At 68.5% G+C, this 17,538-nt stretch carries 16 protein-coding genes and 1 pseudogene; 8 read left to right on the forward strand and 9 right to left on the reverse strand.

What is annotated here, in order from left to right; all coding sequences use genetic code 11:
- A partial coding sequence (locus WBA11_RS12895; RefSeq protein WP_424521085.1) for an NAD(P)-binding protein occupies positions 1-274 on the reverse strand: 274 nt, incomplete at its 3' end.
- Between the two features lie 51 nt (positions 275-325).
- Positions 326-2,923 (reverse strand): PAS domain S-box protein, encoded by a 2,598-nt coding sequence (locus WBA11_RS12900; protein WP_424521086.1) that lies wholly within the window; start codon positions 2,921-2,923, stop codon positions 326-328.
- 163 nt (positions 2,924-3,086) lie between these two features.
- Between WBA11_RS12900 and WBA11_RS12905 the strand changes: the two genes are divergently transcribed.
- Positions 3,087-3,959, forward strand: a complete 873-nt coding sequence (locus WBA11_RS12905; protein ID WP_424521087.1) for a proline dehydrogenase family protein — start codon at positions 3,087-3,089, stop codon at positions 3,957-3,959.
- 132 nt (positions 3,960-4,091) lie between these two features.
- Entirely contained in the window at positions 4,092-4,256 is a 165-nt protein-coding gene (locus WBA11_RS12910; RefSeq protein WP_424521088.1) for a hypothetical protein, read from the forward strand.
- On the opposite strand, the gene WBA11_RS12915 is transcribed toward WBA11_RS12910, so the two are convergent.
- Positions 4,253-4,747, reverse strand: a complete 495-nt coding sequence (locus tag WBA11_RS12915; RefSeq protein WP_424521089.1) for a LysM peptidoglycan-binding domain-containing protein — start codon at positions 4,745-4,747, stop codon at positions 4,253-4,255. The two genes, WBA11_RS12910 and WBA11_RS12915, sit on opposite strands and share 4 nt — an antisense overlap.
- Before the next feature lie 136 nt (positions 4,748-4,883).
- On the opposite strand from WBA11_RS12915, the gene WBA11_RS12920 reads away from it, so the two are divergent.
- The gene (locus tag WBA11_RS12920) at positions 4,884-5,234 is read left to right on the forward strand and encodes a hypothetical protein (protein WP_424521090.1); all 351 of its coding nucleotides are present in this window, start codon (positions 4,884-4,886) and stop codon (positions 5,232-5,234) included.
- On the opposite strand, the gene trxB is transcribed toward WBA11_RS12920, so the two are convergent.
- On the reverse strand, positions 5,231-6,304 hold the full coding sequence (gene trxB / locus WBA11_RS12925; protein WP_424521091.1) for a thioredoxin-disulfide reductase: 1,074 nt from the start codon (positions 6,302-6,304) through the stop codon (positions 5,231-5,233). The genes WBA11_RS12920 and trxB overlap by 4 nt on opposite strands.
- A 69-nt stretch (positions 6,305-6,373) precedes the next feature.
- Positions 6,374-6,709, reverse strand: coding sequence for a thioredoxin (gene trxA, locus WBA11_RS12930; RefSeq protein ID WP_424521092.1), 336 nt, complete (start codon positions 6,707-6,709; stop codon positions 6,374-6,376).
- Between the two features lie 247 nt (positions 6,710-6,956).
- On the opposite strand from trxA, the gene WBA11_RS12935 reads away from it, so the two are divergent.
- Positions 6,957-8,915, forward strand: coding sequence for an ATP-binding protein (locus WBA11_RS12935; RefSeq protein WP_424521093.1), 1,959 nt, complete (start codon positions 6,957-6,959; stop codon positions 8,913-8,915).
- A 10-nt stretch (positions 8,916-8,925) separates the two neighbouring features.
- Complete coding sequence (locus WBA11_RS12940) at positions 8,926-10,821, forward strand: ATP-binding protein (protein ID WP_424521094.1); 1,896 nt, start codon at positions 8,926-8,928, stop codon at positions 10,819-10,821.
- Between the two features lie 70 nt (positions 10,822-10,891).
- Here WBA11_RS12940 and WBA11_RS12945 read toward each other — a convergent pair.
- A pseudogene (locus tag WBA11_RS12945) lies at positions 10,892-11,302 on the reverse strand (HIT family protein); the annotation flags it as partial.
- A gap of 21 nt (positions 11,303-11,323) precedes the next feature.
- Positions 11,324-13,627 carry a phosphoribosylformylglycinamidine synthase subunit PurL gene (purL, locus tag WBA11_RS12950; protein WP_424521095.1) on the reverse strand — a complete coding sequence of 768 codons (2,304 nt, stop codon included), beginning with the start codon at positions 13,625-13,627 and terminating at the stop codon, positions 11,324-11,326.
- A 181-nt stretch (positions 13,628-13,808) separates the two neighbouring features.
- Here purL and WBA11_RS12955 point away from each other — a divergent pair, with 181 nt between their 5' ends.
- Together WBA11_RS12955 and WBA11_RS12960 are read left to right on the forward strand one after the other, a co-directional pair.
- Entirely contained in the window at positions 13,809-14,267 is a 459-nt protein-coding gene (locus WBA11_RS12955) for a hypothetical protein (RefSeq protein ID WP_424521096.1), read from the forward strand.
- Between the two features lie 220 nt (positions 14,268-14,487).
- A complete protein-coding gene (locus tag WBA11_RS12960) occupies positions 14,488-14,898 on the forward strand; it encodes a DUF805 domain-containing protein (RefSeq protein ID WP_424521097.1) in 411 nt (136 codons plus the stop codon).
- 46 nt (positions 14,899-14,944) lie between these two features.
- Here WBA11_RS12960 and WBA11_RS12965 read toward each other — a convergent pair whose 3' ends face one another.
- Together WBA11_RS12965 and WBA11_RS12970 are read right to left on the reverse strand one after the other, a co-directional pair.
- The gene (locus tag WBA11_RS12965) at positions 14,945-16,111 is read right to left on the reverse strand and encodes a glycosyltransferase family protein (protein WP_424521098.1); all 1,167 of its coding nucleotides are present in this window, start codon (positions 16,109-16,111) and stop codon (positions 14,945-14,947) included.
- A complete protein-coding gene (locus WBA11_RS12970) occupies positions 16,108-16,944 on the reverse strand; it encodes a UDP-2,3-diacylglucosamine diphosphatase (protein WP_424521099.1) in 837 nt (278 codons plus the stop codon). The genes WBA11_RS12965 and WBA11_RS12970 overlap by 4 nt, the downstream gene beginning before the upstream one ends.
- A 127-nt stretch (positions 16,945-17,071) precedes the next feature.
- On the opposite strand from WBA11_RS12970, the gene WBA11_RS12975 reads away from it, so the two are divergent.
- Positions 17,072-17,538, forward strand: a 467-nt coding sequence (locus WBA11_RS12975) for a DUF805 domain-containing protein (RefSeq protein ID WP_424521100.1), incomplete at its 3' end; no start/stop codon positions are given.

Raw genomic sequence — 17,538 nt, forward strand, 5'->3', positions numbered from 1 at the left:
GATCGCCTCCCAAGACGTCACGCAGCAACCTCGAGGACGAACTGTCGGGCTCGGGGCTCGCGTACTGCGCGCCGTGGTCGTAGCGCCAGCGGAACGGCTCGCCCTCGAGGTCGGCGGCGTCGCGCCAGCGCGTAGCGGCGCGGCCGGAGACGCCGCGGCTCTTTTCGAACACGACGACCTCGAGAGCCGGCCCCGGACGGGATCCGGAGTCGGAACCGAGGGCGTGGGCGGCGGCGAGCCCGGCGGGGCCGGCTCCGATGATGGCGAGGCGCATGGGACGCGGGGAGGGGCCGGTGGCACCGCACCCGTGACGCCGGGTTCCGCTCTACGACGCGCTTGGCTGAGGGCGCACTGTGGGAGCCGGATCAGCACGCACGTCGGACTTCGACACGTAGACGCCGCCGCCCGGGGCACGCTCGGTTTGAGACCGGGCCTCCCGAGCTCGTTGGACCACCGCGACCAGGTCGGCTCGCTCGTAGGGTTTGGTCAGGTACTCGTCGAACCCCGCGGCCAGGAACCGGTCGCGATCTCCCGGCAGGGAGTACGCCGTCACGGCGACGATGGGGAGCCCTGCAAACTCCGGGATGTCGCGGAGCTGCTGCATGACGTCCTCCCCCGAGATCGACATGCCCAGGTGGATGTCGAGCACGACCGCCGACGGCCGCTCGGCCTCGAGGGCGTCGAGTGCCCGCTCCCCGCTCGACGCGATGGCGACGCGGTAGACGTTGGACAGCGAGTGGGCGGCGATGCGGCGGGCGTGCTCGTCGTCGTCCACGACGAGGACGAGTGGCCTCGTGTCGGGGCCGTTCGCAGTCTCAGCGGCCGGAAACGAGACCGTGAACTCGGTGCCGACCCCCTTCTCGCTGTCGACCGTGATGCTCCCACCCATCTGCTCGACGAGCCCGAGGGAGAGCGACAGGCCGAGCCCGGCCCCCTCATACCGCCGGCCTTCGCCGGCCGACTCCTGCTCGAACGCCCCGAAGATGCGCGGCAGGAACTCCTTGTCGACGCCGATCCCCGTATCGAGGACGGTGACGATGACGCGTGGACCGTTCGAGATCGTCTCCGTTCGGACACCGAGCGTGACGGACCCGTCGTCGGTGAACTTGAGCGCGTTTCCGATCAGGTTGTGCAGGACGCGCAGGAGCGCACCCTCGTCGGCGATCACGGCATGTTGACCGGGTGGGACCTCCGCGTGCACGGAGAGGCCTTTCTCGCCCGCTGCCGGACCGAACATCTCGGCCGTCTCTCGGATCAGGTCGCCCACGTCGATCCGCTCCTTGGCGAGCTCGCCGCCCTCGGCCTCCAAGCGCGCGATGTCGAGGACGGAGTTGAGCGTGTCCATCAGCCGCTTGCCCGATCGGGCGATCAGCCCGACGAACTCGGACTGCGTCTCGTCCTCGACCTCCTCCCCCAGAACGTCCGCAAAGCCGAGGATCGCCGTGAGCGGCGTTCGGATCTCGTGGCTCATGTTGGCGATGAACGTACTCTTGATCGCGGCCACCTCCTCGGCCTGCTGCTTGGCGTGGACCAAGACGGCCTCGGCCCGCTTGCGGTTGGTGGCGTCTCGCAGGTTGAGCACCAAGCCGTTGACAGCCGGATCGTCGTAGAGCGCCGTGGCGGCCCCCTCGACAAACACCTCGTGACCATCCGCGTGGCGAAGACGGAACTCGACCTGCGACGGGGCCTTCCCGGATTGAGCTTGAGCCAGAAAAACCTTCGCGTCCTCGAGGTCGGCCGCGTGGATGAGCTCCGTCAGAACGTGCCCGATGAGCGACTCAGGCTGCAAGCCTAGCAGGTCCGACACGGTCGGGCTGACGTACGTCAGTCGGTCCTCCCGGTCGGCCACGACGACCACGTCAGACGAGCGCTGGACGAGGGCCTTGAAGCGGGCCTCGCTGCGGTGCAGCGCGATGCGCGCTTCGCGCTCGGACGTGATGTCCTCGACGGACCCCTCGAAGAATATCGGCTGCCCGTTGTCGTCGAGGCCCGCGTGAGCGTCGATTCGAACGTAGCGGAGCTGGCCATCGGGACGTCGCCACCGGGTCTCGAACCCTCGGACGGCCCCCTCACGAATGACCGTCTCGCTGAACCGTGCGCGGTCGGCGGGGTCGGCGTAGAAATCGGACGCGTTGTATCCGCGCGCAGCGGCCACGCTCTCAGCACCGACCATGCGTGCGAGAGCCGGGTTCGCAAGCAGGATTCGGCCGTCGGCGGCGGTCCGGTACATCCCGACCGGGAGGTGGTCGAAGAGGGACCGGTACCGCTGCTCCGAGGCCCGCAGGGCTGCGTCGAGCCGAGAGCTCTCGCCCTCGGCTCGCGTAATTTGTTGGCCGGTATGCCGTGCGTAGATGGCTCCCGCAGACGCGGACAGCGCCGCAGCCGCGGCTACGATCACGATGGCATACGCTGCCGCGTCGTCCGGCGTCGAGTAGGGGACGACCGCGTGACCGGTCGCGTGGAGCAAGTAGAGGCCGATGGTCCCGAGCACCCCCACCACGCCGCCAACCACAGCCAGTCGTGGCCCCGACGTCAAGGCCCCCGCCAGAGGCGCCAGGGCCGTCAGCGCCAACGCCGGATCGCGGATGCCCAGATCGAGGGACGCCTGGGCGAGCGGCGTGACCGCGAGGTTGATGGTCAGGATCCACGCCGCGGCCTCGATGCGGCCTCCCCAGCGCACCACACACAGAGCGAGCACTGTCACAGACAAAGAGACCAGACCCTCGAGCAACGCAATCCCCGGAGCGCCTCCGACCCCGAGCGCCGTGACGAGCCCCGTGTAGCCCACGAGAGAGAACCACCCGCCGACCACCACGATCCGTGCCCGACGCTCAGCCGCGGCGCCTTGTGGACGACGGTCCGAGTCGATCCACCGGTCGACGGTGTCGGAGAATCCGGGTCGGAAGGTGAAAGTGGACGTCACGCCGGGTCGTTTGGTAACGGTGTCGAGTGGAAGATGGCTTTAAGAGCGCGCAGAGCGACATCCGTACACAATGCACAGACCGTTCCGCAATGCCCGCTCCCGCGCGAACCACGACGCGGGAGCGGGGTAGCTAGCGCGAACCGTGCGCCGCTCCGCGCTCCACATGACGCTTCCTTTCGCCCTCGCCCGCCGTTTCGTCGCCGGCCAGACCCTCGAGGCTGCGCTCCCGGCGCTCGACCCGCTCCTCGATGACGGCTTGTTCATTACGCTCGACTTGCTCGGCGAACACGTCCACGACCGCGGCCGGGCGACTGGGTTTGCGCGAGCCTACAGCGATTTGATCGAGCGCTTGGCCAGCCACCGTGACGATAGGGGAGCCGCACCCGAGGCCGTCGGCATCTCGATCAAGCTGTCCATGATCGGGCAGGTGATCGACCGCGACCTGTGCGAGGAGAACCTGCGCGCCGTCCTGACGCAGGCCCGCGACGCCGACCTGTTCGTCCGCCTCGACATGGAAGGGACGGACGTCACCCAGTCGACGCTCGACCTGTTCGAGGCCGTCTACCCCGACTTCCCCGACCACGTTGGGACCGTCCTCCAGGCATACCTCCACCGGACGGCGGGGGACACCGCCCGGATGTGCGACCTCGATGCGCGCGTCCGTCTGTGCAAGGGAGCGTACAAGGAGCCGTCCTCGATCGCGTACCAGGACATGCCGACGGTCCGCTGGCACTACCGTCAGCACGCCAAGAAGCTGCTCACCGACGGCCGATACCCCGGCATCGCGACCCACGACGACCAGCTCATCGACGCCGTCCGCCAGTTCGTGGACGACCGCGGCATCGACCGGGACGGGTTCGAGTTTCAGATGCTCTACGGGCTCCGCCCGGACACGCAGCGACAGCTCGTCGAGGACGGGTACCGGATGCGGGTCTACGTGCCGTACGGGACGGAGTGGCTCCCGTACTTCTCGCGGCGGATCCGCGAGCGCAAGGAGAACGCGCTGTTCGTGGTCAAGGCGCTCGTGAGAGGGTAGCGCCCTCGAGGACGGAGAGCGTGCGGAGGTCCACCGTCCTCGAGGACGGACCGAGAGCAGCGACCCTCGGCCGCGAGGTCGGGCAGATGGTGCGCCAGGGCGACGTGCTCGGGACGGTCGGCAACACGGGCAATGCGAGACGGATGCTGCCCCCTGCACTTTCAGGTGCTCCGCCAGGGCCGTCAAGGGCGCGGCACGCCGGCCAACCTGTTCCGTCTGTTCGAGCGGAGCGAGATCTACGGCGACGAGCCCGCCCGGTCCGAAGGCGTCCGCGGCCAACGCGACCTCGAGGCCTAGCGCACGCGCAGGCGCTGTCCGATCTGGATCGAGGTCGAGACTGTCCCGTTGAGTTCGAGGATGGCCCCGACCGTCGTGCCGTAGCGGCGGGCGAGCCCGAAGACGGTGTCGCCACGCTCGACGGTGTGGACGACCCGATCGGTGCTCGCCGGCCTCGAGGACGAGTCACTCGGTCGAGGACGATCGGGGACGGTCACGACGGGGCCACTCGGACCGTCGCCGGCGCCCAGGCCGCTCACCGTCCGGACGCCGGGCACCGAGCGGGCGACGGCCACGACCGAGGACTGATCGGGCGATGGAACGCGGCCCGCGAGCACGACGGCGCCCTGCCAGGCCGCGACCTCGACGTCGAGCGGGCGTGTCCGATCATCGTCGACCAGCGCCAGGCGGACGGCGGTCGACAGTCGCAGGTCAGCCAGGCGGCTCGCGACCTGGGCAGGGGCCACAGGCACGAATGCGAGGACGGCGAAGGCAGCGACGATGGAGCGCATCGAGGTCGGGTCGGAGGACGACGGAAGCTAGGGCCGACCTCGAGGACGCGACTCGGTGTGGGCTCGAGGAGACCGTTCAGCGATCCGGCCCTGCTCTCGGCGTGCGAACCCGGCCCTTTCTCAGCTCCTACTCGCCATGTGCTCGACTCCTGCCTCTCCAACGAGCGACGCCCTCGATCGCGTGATCGCGTCGCTCCCGTTCCACGTCGACCGGGTCGGAGACGCCCTCGAGGTCCACCTTCGGGAGTCACGGTCGCCGCAACTCCGGGGCGGCATCGTGATCCTCGACCTCGAGAGCCGTGAGGGCGGCCCGGGGGCTCCGCCCGACACTCCGATTTACCACCGGCATCCGCAGCCGTGGGGCAAGGTCCAGGCTCGGGTACGCCCCCCGACGGGTTGCCTCCAGTCCGTCGTCCTCGACGCGGCCGGCCGACATCTCGACGGGCGACGGCCTCGAGAGCGGTCACGCCGGCGCAGCCGACTCTAGGCCTCGACCGGTTCGCCCGTCTCGCTGCTCTCGGCCGGCGCCGCGTGGTACTCGGTCTCCGTTCGCACGTCCTCGATCACGTCCTGCTCCGCGAGCCAGCGCTCGGCGTCGATGGCCGCCATGCACCCCGTCCCCGCCGCCGTCACGGCCTGCCGGTAGACGTGGTCCTGGGCGTCGCCGCAGACGAATACGCCGGCGACATCGGTCCAGGTCGAGTCGGCGTGCGTTTGGACGTAGCCCGCGTCGTCCATCGGGAGCCAGCCGGCGAAGATGTCGGTGTTCGGCTTGTGGCCGATGGCGACGAAGAAGCCGGTCACCTCGAGGTCGCGCGTCTCGCCGGTGTTGGTGTCCTCGAGGGCGAGCGCGGTCACGGCGTCGTCGCCCTTGACGTCGGTCACGACCGTGTTCCAGTGGACCGTCACGTTGGGGTGGCCCAGGACGCGGTCCTGCATGATCTGGCTGGCCCGGAACGCGTCGCGCCGGTGGACCACGTGGACCGTCGAGGCGAAGCGGGTCAGGAAGAGGGCCTCCTCCATCGCCGTGTCGCCGCCGCCGACGATCGCGATCTCCTCGTCGCGGAAGAACGCGCCGTCGCACGTCGCGCACGCGCTCACGCCGCGCCCCAGCAGTCGCTTCTCGTTCTCCAGGCCGAGGTACTTCGCGCTCGCGCCCGTCGCCACGATGACGGCGCTCGCCACGACCGGCGTCGTCTCGTCGACGACCAGGCGGTGTCCTGCGGAGCCGTCCTCGAGGGCGCCCGACAGATCGACGTGCGTGACCGTGCCCCAGCGGAGCTCGGTCCCGAACCGGGTCGCCTGCTTCTCCATGTCGACCATCATGTCCGGCCCCATCACGCCCTCCGGGTAGCCGGGGAAGTTCTCGACGTCGGTCGTGGTCGTGAGCTGGCCGCCGGGCGCGGGTCCTTGAATGACCAAGGGCTCCAAGCCGGCACGAGCGGCGTAGAGCGCGGCCGTCAGCCCGGCCGGGCCGGTCCCGACGATGACGACGGCGCGGCGTTCGGCGGAGCTCCAGTCGAGGTCGGCGGGAAGCGGGGTGCGGGAGTCAGACATGGTGGCGATGTGAAACGAGGGGGCGCCGCCAGTGCTGACGACGCCCCCGAAAGCGAACGGCCGAGGGCTCTAGGCCGTCTGCGCGGCCAAGGTCTCGAGCTTCTCAGCGAGCACCTTCTTCGGCACCACGCCGACCATCTGGTCGACGGGCTTCCCGTCCTTGAAGAACAGGAGGGAGGGGATGGAGCGGATCCCGTACTTCATCGCCGTCTGCGGGTTGTTGTCGACGTCGAGCTTGACGATTTTCGCCTTCCCGTCGTACTCCGCTGCGAGCTCCTCGATGGTCGGGGCGATCGTGCGGCAGGGTCCGCACCAAGTCGCCCAAAAGTCGACGAGGACGGGCTGGTCGGTGCCGAGGACTTCGGCCTCGAAGTTGGCGTCGGTGCCGGTGATGTAGGAGGACATGAGATCAGAGGGAGTGAGTGTGGGATACGGCCGTGTTGGACCGCGGTTCAACACGACCAGACGCCGTGCGGCCTGCCACGCCTTACGTCGAGGTCGGAGAAGCTACTCACCGTCGCACGGCGGCCCTATAGGGTGCGGCCTCCCGACCGATACCTCATGGGTCAACCCTTCCGGCGTGGTCTCTTCCCGTCTCTCCGTCTCCTGGTTTGCTCTGCTCGTGTCCCTGTGGGCCACGGCAGGGCTCTCTGTGGCCCAGACCGAGATCCCACCACCCGACTGGACCGAGACGCCGCAGGCAATCTCGACGCTCCACGCCGACTCCGACGGCGACACGGTCCCTGACCGAATCGGCGACGTGGCCTTGGTCGCCGGCCGGGTGAGTGCCGGCACCGGCGTCTTGCGCGCCGACCAGATCGAGATCTACATCCAGGATGCCACCGGCGGGCTCCGCCTCATGCTCCCCCCCGACAGAGACGCCGTCCTGACGGGTGACAGCGTCATGGTCTATGGCGAGGTCAGCTTCCGAGAAGGGATGGTCGAGATGGCCGCGCCGGCCATCCGGACGATCGACGGCCCGCCTGTCAAGGTCCCCACTAGCGACCTCGAGGTCGCCGACCGAGTCGGCGGAGGGTCGGGACCCGACCTCGAGGCTTACGAGGGGCGTCTGGTCCAAATCACCGGTCGGGTCATCGAGATCGACGCCAACTCCCGCCGCGAGCTCCTGGTCCTGATCAGCGGCACGGACCTGGTGCAGGTCATTTCCCACAAGCTCCGGCCGTCGCCGGTCTCCTTCGAGGGCGTCGAGCTAGGGGACCAAATCAGTGTCCGAGGCATCGCGGGCCAGTCCGACCTCGAGCCGCCCTTCGACCGGTCGTACACGGTGACGCCGCTCGTCGAGGACGACGTGCGCCGCGGGGGGATCTCGCCCACGGAATACCGGAACGGCGCCTTGGTCGCGTTCGCGCTGCTCGTCACGGCCCTGCTGTGGGCGGTCCTCCTACGCCGGACGGTCCGGCGGCGGTCCGAGGAACTGCGCGCCTCCGAAGTCCGCTACGGCCACCTCTTCGACGCCGCCGCCGACGCCGTCATGGTCCTCGATGTCGAGAACGGCGGCGAGATCGTCGAGGCCAACCGGGCCGCTCAGCGCGCGTTCGGGATCACGCTCTACGGCAACCGCCCCGACGGCCGGACCGTCCGGCTGGCGGACCTCGCAACCGACGAGCACGACGCCGCGCGCCACCTCGCCGATGCCGACCGAGAAGGCGCGGGGTCGGGGATCCTGGAGCTCAACAAGGCGGACGGGACCCTCGCTCCCTATGAGATCGCGACGCGGCGGCTCCGCGATGGCGGCGGGCAATCGTTTGTGGCGGTCGCCAGAGACGTCGCGGAACGACGGGCCTACGAGCTCGGCTTGCTCCAGGCCATCGCAGCGTCCGACGACGCGCGCGAGCGCGCGGAGTCCGCGGCGCGGCTCCAGTCCTCGATCCTGGCCAACATGAGCCACGAGGTCCGCACGCCCTTGACGGCCGTCTTGGGCTTCGCGGACATTCTTCGTACCGAGGTCCGACCCGAGCTCTACGAGTACGCCGACTCGATCCACACCGGGGGCCAGCGCCTGCTCAACACGCTCAACGACATCCTGGACCTGGCGCGCTTGGACGCGGAGCAGGCCTCGCTCGTCCCGGAGCACCTCGACGCGGCCGTCGTGATCCGAGACGCCGTCGCCGTCCTCGCACCGCTCGCCCAGCGGAAGCGGATCGGGCTGCACCTCCAGTCGGCCGTTTCGACGTTGCCGGTGTTCATGTCGAACTCCGCGCTCGCTCGCATCACGACCAACCTGGTCGGGAACGCGATCAAGTTCACGGAGCACGGCGACGTCCACATCTCCCTCCACGCCGAAGACACGTTCTTCGCCCTCCGGGTCCAAGACACCGGCGTCGGGATCTCGGAGGACTTCCTGCCCGACTTGTTCGTCGCGTTCAAACAAGAATCGGACGGACACGGCCGCGACTTCGAGGGCACCGGGCTCGGGCTCGCGATCACCAAGCGGATGGTCACCCTGATGGGCGGCGAGATCCGCGTGTGGAGCGAGAAGGGCGAGGGCACGCTGTTCGAAGTGTCCCTCCCCCGAGAGGTCACCGCCGACGACCTGCTCCTCTCTGGGGACGGCCAAGCGACCCACGACGCGGATCCCGTCCTCATGTAATCCGGCCTCCATGCGAGCCCTTTTGCTCCTTGTTCTAGCGTGCGCCGGCGGCTCTGTGGTCGCGCAACCCGACCCCCCGTCGATCGCCGTCGTCCTCGAGGACGCGAACGGCGACTTCGTCCCAGACGCGCTCGGAGACACCGTCACCGTGGCCGGCCGCGCGACGGTTGACGAGGGCACGTACGGGTCGTTTGGGTCTCCGCTGTTTATCGAGGACGAGACGGCGGGTCTCGCGGTCCGCTTCGAGGACGGCGTCCGGTCTGGACGCCCGATCGTGGCCGGTGACCGTCTGGTTCTGACTGGGACTCTGGATTTTTACGCTGGCGTCGCGTTCGTCTCGGCCTCGAGCGCCGAGCACCTGGGCGGTGGGCCGCCCCCGTCGGCCCGCCCGTACGATCCGGCCGACGCCGACATCCTCGAGGGGCGACTCGTCGAGGCGGAAGGCACCGTGGTCGGGGTCAGTAGCGTGACGGCCGGCCAGGCCCTGATGATCTCGCTCGACGACATGTCCCTGGTCGTCGCGTTCGCGTTTCGAGGCAAGCCGCAGCCGGTCTCATTCGACGACCTCGAGGCCGGGGACCGCGTTCGTGTGACCGGAGTCGCCGGCCAGTACGACCGGTCGGCGCCGTTCACGGACTCGCACCAGATCTATCCGCGCTCCCAGGACGACCTCGAGATGGTCGGGGTGTCGCCGTCCGTCTACCGATGGGCGGCCTTGATCACGTTCTGGGTGTTGATCATGGTCGTGGGGCTCGCGATCTGGCTTCGCTATCAGGTTCGGCGGCGTGTCGCCGCTCTCCACGCGTCCGAGGACCGGTATCAACAGCTCGTCGAGCGCGCCTCGGACGCCGTCTTCGTGCACGACCTCGACGGGACGAACGTCGAGGGCAACCAGGCCGCCCGGTTCTCCCTCGGGGTTGATGTAGAGGGGGACATCCGCCCTCTTTTCGAGGCGGTCTCCGACGAGGACCACCCCACATTTCGTGCGCACCTCGAGGCCTTGGCCGAGAACGGCATCGCACGCTCGGACCTACGGATGAAGTATGCGGGCGGGCGCCTCTTCGAGGTCGAGTCCCAGATCGCGACCATCGACGACGCGACGCGGGCACTCTCACTCGGCCGCGACGTGGACGAGCGCCGCGCCTACGAGCAGGAGTTGATCGCAGCGCGACGGGAGGCGGAAGACGCGGCGCGCCTCAAGTCGTCGTTCCTGGCGAACATGAGCCACGAGATCCGAACGCCCTTGACGGCCGTCATCGGGTTCGCAGAACTGCTCCACGACGAAGTCGATGCCGATCAGCGTGACCTCGTCGAGGGCATCGAGTCCGGTGGGCGACGCCTGCTCACGACGCTCAACTCGATCTTGGACCTGGCCGCCCTGGACGCCCGCGAGCACGCCCTCAACCCGTCCGTCGCCGATGTCGCCGTGGAGGTCCGTGACGTCGCGTGCTTGCTCCTTCCCCTCGCCAGCGAACGGGGGCTCGCCCTCGAGGTCGACGCGCCCGACGCGCTGATGGCGTTCCTAGACGTGGACGCCGTCGGCCGCATCCTGACGAACCTGGTCGGGAACGCCATCAAGTTCACCACGACGGGCGGCATCACCATCGGCCTCGAGGCCGACGACGACCGGGTCGCGCTCCGTGTCCAGGACACGGGCGTGGGCATCTCGGAGGAGTTCCTGCCGCGCCTGTTCGCGGCGTTCCGTCAGGTGTCCGAGGGGTTCGGTCGGAGCCACGAAGGGTCGGGGCTGGGCCTGACCATCACGCAGCGGCTCATCGAGGAGATGGAGGGGACCATCGAGGTCGAGAGCGAGCTCGGCGTCGGAACGACGTTCACGGTGACGCTCCCGCGCGGCCTCGAGGACGTCGCGGGCGATGGGCAGGTGGCGGAGCCAGCGCTGATGTAGGGCCGACCTCGAGGGCGTCTTGTCTCTCCCGGACTCGACCTGACTCTCTGAGGTCGGGGTCCACGAGGCGTCACCTTAGCGTCGATGCCAACGCCCGTCGTTCCTCCAGCGTCGCTTCCGATGTTTTCCAGTGAGTGTCTTGGCCATCACCGGTGAATCGCGGAACGACGTGGACGTGCAGGTGGAAGACGGCTTGCTGTGCGGCGGAGCCGGAATGGCTGCTGACCTCAGCGGCTTCCAGCCCAAGCTTGTCTCGGTACAGGTCGACGACAGCTTTCGTGGCGGCTGCGACTGCAGCCACGTCCTCAACGCTGGCCTCGAACAGATCGGAGACGTGGCGCTTCGGGATTACGAGCGCGTGATACGGAGACGCAGGAGCTGAGTCAAGGAAAGCGACCGCCGCCTCAGTTTCGAGGATCACCGCCGCTTCCGCGGTCCCTGCAACGATCCGGCAGAAGGGGCAAGCGCTCATAGCCGCGGGGAGTCGGGTGTGTGCCCGAGTCTAGACCGCCGCGACGGCCTCGCCCATCGCCTCAGGAATCGCCGTGTTGTACGGCCGCGCCAGATCCGCGACCTCGACCTCGAGGGCGACCCCGGCCTCGATGCGCAACGGCCCGTCCGTGACCGTACCAATCCGGGTCGCCTGCGCGCCGTGCTCTGCGGCGAGCGCCTGCACGGCCTCGAGGTCGGACGGCGCGACGCTGAGCACGACGCGGCTCTGAGCCTCGCCGAACAGGACCGCGTCGCGTCGGCCCTCGAGGTCGAGGGACACATCGGCGCCCAGGTCGGAGAACACGCAGCTCTCGGCGATGCACACGGCCAGGCCGCCGTCGGAGACGTCGTGCGCGGAGCGGACTAAGCCGCCGCGGATTGCGGCTAGCACCGTCGCGTGAACCGTCTTCTCTTCCTCGAGGTCGAGGTGTGGCGCGTCACCGGTCGTCCGGTTGAGGACGTGCGAGAGGTACTCGCTCCCTTCGATGCCGCCCGTGTGTTGCCACGTCGAGGGCGAGACCAGGACCAGCACGTCGCCGGCGGACTGGAACGCGGCGGTCGTGGTGTGCGCCTCCACGTCCTCGACGAGACCGACCATCCCGATCGTCGGCGTCGGAAAGATGGCGCCGCTGGGATTCTCGTTGTAGAAGCTCACGTTGCCGCCCGTGACCGGGGTGCCGAGGGCGCGGCACGCGTCGCCCATCCCGCCGACAGCCTCGGTGAACTGCCAGTAGACCTCGGGCTTGTACGGGTTGCCGAAGTTGAGGCAGTTGGTCACCGCGAGCGGCTCGCCACCGGCGCAGACCACGTTGCGGGCCGCCTCGGCGACGGCGATCTGTCCGCCGCGGCGCGGGTTGAGGTAGACATAGCGCCCGTTGCAGTCGGTCTTCATCGCCAGGCCGCGCTCCGGTCCGCCCCCGCCGGTGCCCTTCAAGCGCACCACGGCTGCGTCGGTCGGGCCGGGGCCGGATACCGTGTTGGTGCGGACCTCGGTGTCGTACTGCTCGAACACCCAGCGCTTCGAGGCCACGTTGGGCGCGCCCATCAGCGAAACGAGGGCGTCGCGAGCGGAGTCGTCCTCGAGGTCGGGGACCGCCTCGAGGTCGGCGGACTGCGTGTCGTCGAGGTACGTCGGCCTCGAGGTCTCGCGGTGGTAGACGGGCGCGCCGCCGCCCAACACTAGGCTCTCGGCCGGGATGTCGACCACCAAGTCACCGTGCCAGTACACGCGGACGTGCTCCGTATCGGTCACCACGCCGATCTGGACGGCGTGGAGGTCCCACTTCTCGAACACGTCCTCGAGCTCTTTCTCGCGGCCCTTCTCGGCCACGATCAGCATCCGCTCCTGGCTCTCGCTCAACAGTAGCTCGTAGGGCGTCATGCCGGTCTCGCGCTGGGGCGTCCGGTCGAGCTGAATGTCCATCCCGACGCCGCCCTTCTCGCTCATCTCGCTCGACGAGCACGTGATCCCGGCCGCACCCATGTCCTGCATCCCGACGACCGCGCCGGTTGCGATGGCCTCAAGGCTGGCCTCCAAGAGCAGCTTCTCCATGAACGGGTCGCCGACCTGGACGTTGGGCCGGTTGGCCTCGGAGTCCTCCGAGATCTCGACCGACGCGAACGTGGCTCCGTGGATCCCATCGCGGCCCGTCGCCGAGCCCACGATAAAGACCGGGTTACCGACGCCCTCCGCCGTGGCGCTAACGGTCTCGCCCACGTTCACGATGCCGACCGACATCGCGTTCACCAACGGATTGCCCTCATAGGCCGGGTCGAACACGACCTCGCCCGCGACCGTAGGCACGCCGAACGAGTTGCCGTAGCCGCCGATCCCGCGCACGACACCGTCGAACAGGAACCGGACACGAGGGTTTTCGAGCGAGCCGAACCGCAAGGAGTTGAGCGACGCGATGGGTCGGGCGCCCATCGTAAAGATGTCGCGCTGGATCCCGCCGACGCCCGTCGCCGCGCCCTGGTACGGCTCGACGGCCGAGGGGTGGTTGTGGCTCTCGATCTTGAACGCGACGGCCAACCCGTCCCCGATGTCCACGAGTCCGGCGTTCTCGTCGCCGGCCGCAGCGAGCAGCTTCTCGCCGTCGCGGGGCAGCGTCTTCAGCAGCGCAATCGAGTTCTTGTAGGAGCAGTGCTCCGACCACATCACGGAATAGATCCCGAGTTCTGTGTAGGTCGGCACGCGACCCAGGATCTCCTGGACCTTGGCGTACTCTTCATCGGTCAGGCCGTGCTCCGTCGCGAGGGCAGGCGTGACCTCGAGGTCGCCGGGGAGGGACTGCGGGAGGAGGGCGTCAGGCACGGGTCGAAAGAGTGCAGGGGCGTGCGAGAAGGTACCCGTCGGAGAGATCCAGAAGTCCGTCGATCGCGGGCCTCGCAGCGAATAGGCATGCGCGATGTCATGGTTTGTACGCCGCCGGGGCGGGATAGAACCCAGTGGCATGTTCCCTGCGACGGCGATCCTCGTCTATCTCCCTCGCATCATGGGTCAGCAGCAACTCCTCCTCCTCGTTCTCGGGATTGTCATGGTCGGGCTTGCCGTTGTCGTGGGCGTCAGCGCGTTCAACGAGAACCAGCGCAAGTTCCGCCAGGACCAGACCGCCAACCTGATGGTGGACCTGGCTTCGAAGGCGCAAGCTTGGAAGATGACGGCCGAGACGATGGGCGGCGGTGCCGGGTCTGCCGAGAACGACTTTAGCGAGTTCACGCTCGGCGACATCGGTCTCCAGCCCACAGGCACCCAGGGTGCGAGAGAGATCATCTTGCGGACCGAGTACACGTGCCTCAAGCTGTTCCCGCAGTCCAACCGGCTCCGTATCAACGCCCTCGATACGGAATGCTCGAATGGCTCTTGGTGGTACCGCGTCGAGGTCACCGGAATCGACGACGAGGACATCACGACCCGGATGAACGCGAGCAACGCGAACGGCAACGGGCAGTAATCGGGCCGGAGCACGAAGCGGACAGCCCTCGAGAGAGGTGACCGGACCGCCGTCGAAGACGCCCGCTGTAGGAGCCGCTCGAACCGTCGCTACGCCGTGGAGCGCTATACCGTGGAGAGGGGGAAGCTCTCGCTCGAGGCGGCTGCTCGTCGTGACCCCGATCTCGCGGGGATCCCGTATGTCTTTATGTCCCCTCACCTTCCCCTAGCCTCCAAAACTCATGGAATGGTATCTCGACGTCCTCCAGAATCACTACGCAGACTTCAACGGACGTGCTCGTCGGAAAGAGTACTGGATGTTTACGCTGTTCAACGTCGTAATCATCGTCGGAATCGCGATCGTTACCGCCGTCCTTGGCGCCGTCTCCGAAACGCTCGGGCTCTTGGGCGTGATCGCATACGTGCTCTACGCACTCGTCGTGCTGGTCCCTGGCCTGGCTGTCGCCGTCCGACGCCTCCACGACACGGGCAAAAGCGGTTGGTTTCTCCTCGCCGGTCTGGTCCCGGTCATCGGCGGCCTCATCGTCCTCTACTTCATGATCATCGAGGGCGATCACGGTCCGAACGAGTACGGCCCGAACCCCAAGAGCTCGGATCCGATCGGCCTGTCGGCGTCGCCGATCGGGACGTAGAGGGCGCTGTGGTCCGGCGTCGCCGACCTGTTCGGCGACGCCCCCTTCACGCCGGGGCCGCCCTCACCGCTGGCGCGTCGACCTCGAGGCCGGTGACCGCGCCATCTCCCGCAGACGGTGGCAGCTGCGGCAGTCCCGCCGCGTCCTCGACGGCACCTACGGCGATCGGCCCGGCCCGGCCCACCCAGCGCCGGAACGAAGCTGGGTCGGGCGGCTCGGCCTCGAGGGCGTCGAGCAACGGGTCCAGGCCGATCGTGTCCGACATGACTCCTGCACCCGAGGCCGCCGCGTCGACGGCGTTGCAGCGCTGCTCGTAGTGGCCGGGCGTGGGCGTCATCAGGGCCGGAACGCCGAGCCACATCGCCTCCGAGACCGTCTCGAAGCCGGCCGTGCAGACGACGCCACGCGCGACGGACATCCGCTCCAAGAACGCCGTCCCGCTCAGGCCGTGAAACGTGAGCGCTGTACTGTGCTCGTGCGGCCTCGAGGACGAAAACGCGTGGATGCGAACGCCGGGGTTGCGGTCGCTCCACGCGACCAGGTCGGGGGCCATCGAGCCGTCCATGAGGTAGACCAGGATCGAGCCGTCGGTCGGTCTGCCCTCGAGGGCGAACAGGCTGGACCGCAGGAGCGGCGGCGTCACGGTGGCCGTCGCGTGCTCGGCGTCGTAGAACGAGAGCGCGAGGCGGGACGTGGTGCCGGCCGCGACCAGCCGCGTGTAGGCGTTCATCGCGACCCGCTGTGCCGGTTGCCCCGCGACGCTCGGGTACCCCGGCTGGGACGCCATGAACTGGTGCCCGACGGCGACCACAGGCGCGTCGGTGACTCGCAACAGGGTGTGGGCGCCCATCAACCCCTCGTAAAAGTTGACGATCACGTCGGGCTCGACTCGGTCGATCGTGCGGCTGATCTGGTCCAGGCTCCTTCGGTACCGTCCCACCTCGCGGATTGCCTTCGCCACCGTCGAGGCCGGCCGGATCCGCCCGTCGTCGCCGGACACGAAGCCGGGGCTCTCGACGGTCTCGACGGGCGCGTTTAGCCCACGGCGAAAGAACGTCGGGACGTCGCCCCACCGCCCCACGCCGACGATGGCGCCGACCACCTTGTGACCGCGCGTGCGGAGCATCGGCGCGAGCGCGAGCGCTTGGGTTTGGTGGCCTCGGCCTTCGCCCTGGACCACGAACAGGACGCGCAGCGATCGGGCAGCCCTCATACCGACACCCCCGGCACTTTAAAGGAGACGTCGTCGAGGTCGACCTCGAGGCCGCGGTCGGCACCGTCGCCGGACGCCAAGACGTCGATCCAGCGGACGACCTCGAGGCGGCCGTCCCAGTGCTCGACGAGCGCGGTGCAGTTCTCGACCCAGTCGCCGCAGTTGGCGTAGAGGGTCCGGGCACCATCGACCTCGATGGTGCGGATCTCCGGCCGGTGGATGTGCCCGCACACGACGCCATCGACGCCGCGCTCGAGGGCAAGGGCCGCGACGGCGTCCTCGAAGCGGCCGACGTACTGGAGCGCTTTTTTCGTGCGATCCTTTAGGGCCGCCGCGAGCGACCAGTAGGGCTTGCCCATCCGCTCGCGCACGCCGGCGACGACCGTGTTGAGCGCGAGCGACAGCTCGTAGGCACGGGCGCCGACCTTGCTGAGCCAGGGCGCCAGGCGGACGACGCCGTCGAACTCGTCGCCGTGCAAGACTAGGAGCGTGCGGCCGTCGGCCGTCGTGTGGCGCCACTCGCGCTGGACCAGGATCCCGCCGAACGTCAGGCCCGCGAACTGCCGCGCCGCGCCGTCGTGGTTGCCGGGCACGTAGACCATCTCGGCACCCTTCCGCACCTTTCGAAGCAGCTTTTGGACCACGTCGTTGTGCGCCTGCGTCCAGCTCCACGACCGCGCCAGCGCCCACCCGTCCACGATGTCGCCGACCAAAACCCAGCGCTCGGCGTCGTTGGCGCGGACAAAGTCGAGGACGCGCTCGGCTTGGCAGCCACGCATCCCGAGGTGAAGGTCCGACAGGAAAATCGTCCGGTAGGAGGCCATACGTGTCATCCGGGGGGGACGGACAAGGTTGCCCCTCGGCATCATGGGATCGTTACCTCAATGCGGGCAACGTGTTATGCATCTGGTCCTGTGATGCACCGGTTGCCGTAGGGAGAGAGCACCACTCTCGTTCCCGATGTCCACGTACCTCAGCGTCCTCCTCGACCACTACGCCGACGTCGAAGGCCGCGCCAGCCGCCGGGAGTACTGGACGTTCACGCTCATCCACAGTGTCGTTCTCGTCGGCCTGTGGTTCGTGACCATCTTCGCCTCCAGCGGGAATCTGACGGAGCTGTTCCCCTTCGCGTCTCTGGCTCTCGCCGCGTATTCGCTCGGGACCATTGTGCCGGGATTCGCCATCGCCATCCGGCGGCTCCACGACACGAACAAGAGTTGGATGATGCTGTTGTTCGGCCTCGTCCCGTTCGTCGGCGCTCTGATCGTGTTCCTGTTGATGATCCTCGATGGCGACCGTGGACCGAACTCCTACGGCGACGACCCGGAAGGCCGCGATGCTGTGGGCCTCTCCCCGCCGCCCGTGCGCACGACGCGGTCCTTCTCCTTCAGCGTAGGGACGGCGGACCACTCGGTCACCTTCGGGAC

The sequence above is a fragment of the Rubrivirga sp. genome (assembly GCF_049648075.1).
In the GTDB taxonomy this organism is placed as follows: Bacteria; Bacteroidota; Rhodothermia; order Rhodothermales; family Rubricoccaceae; genus Rubrivirga.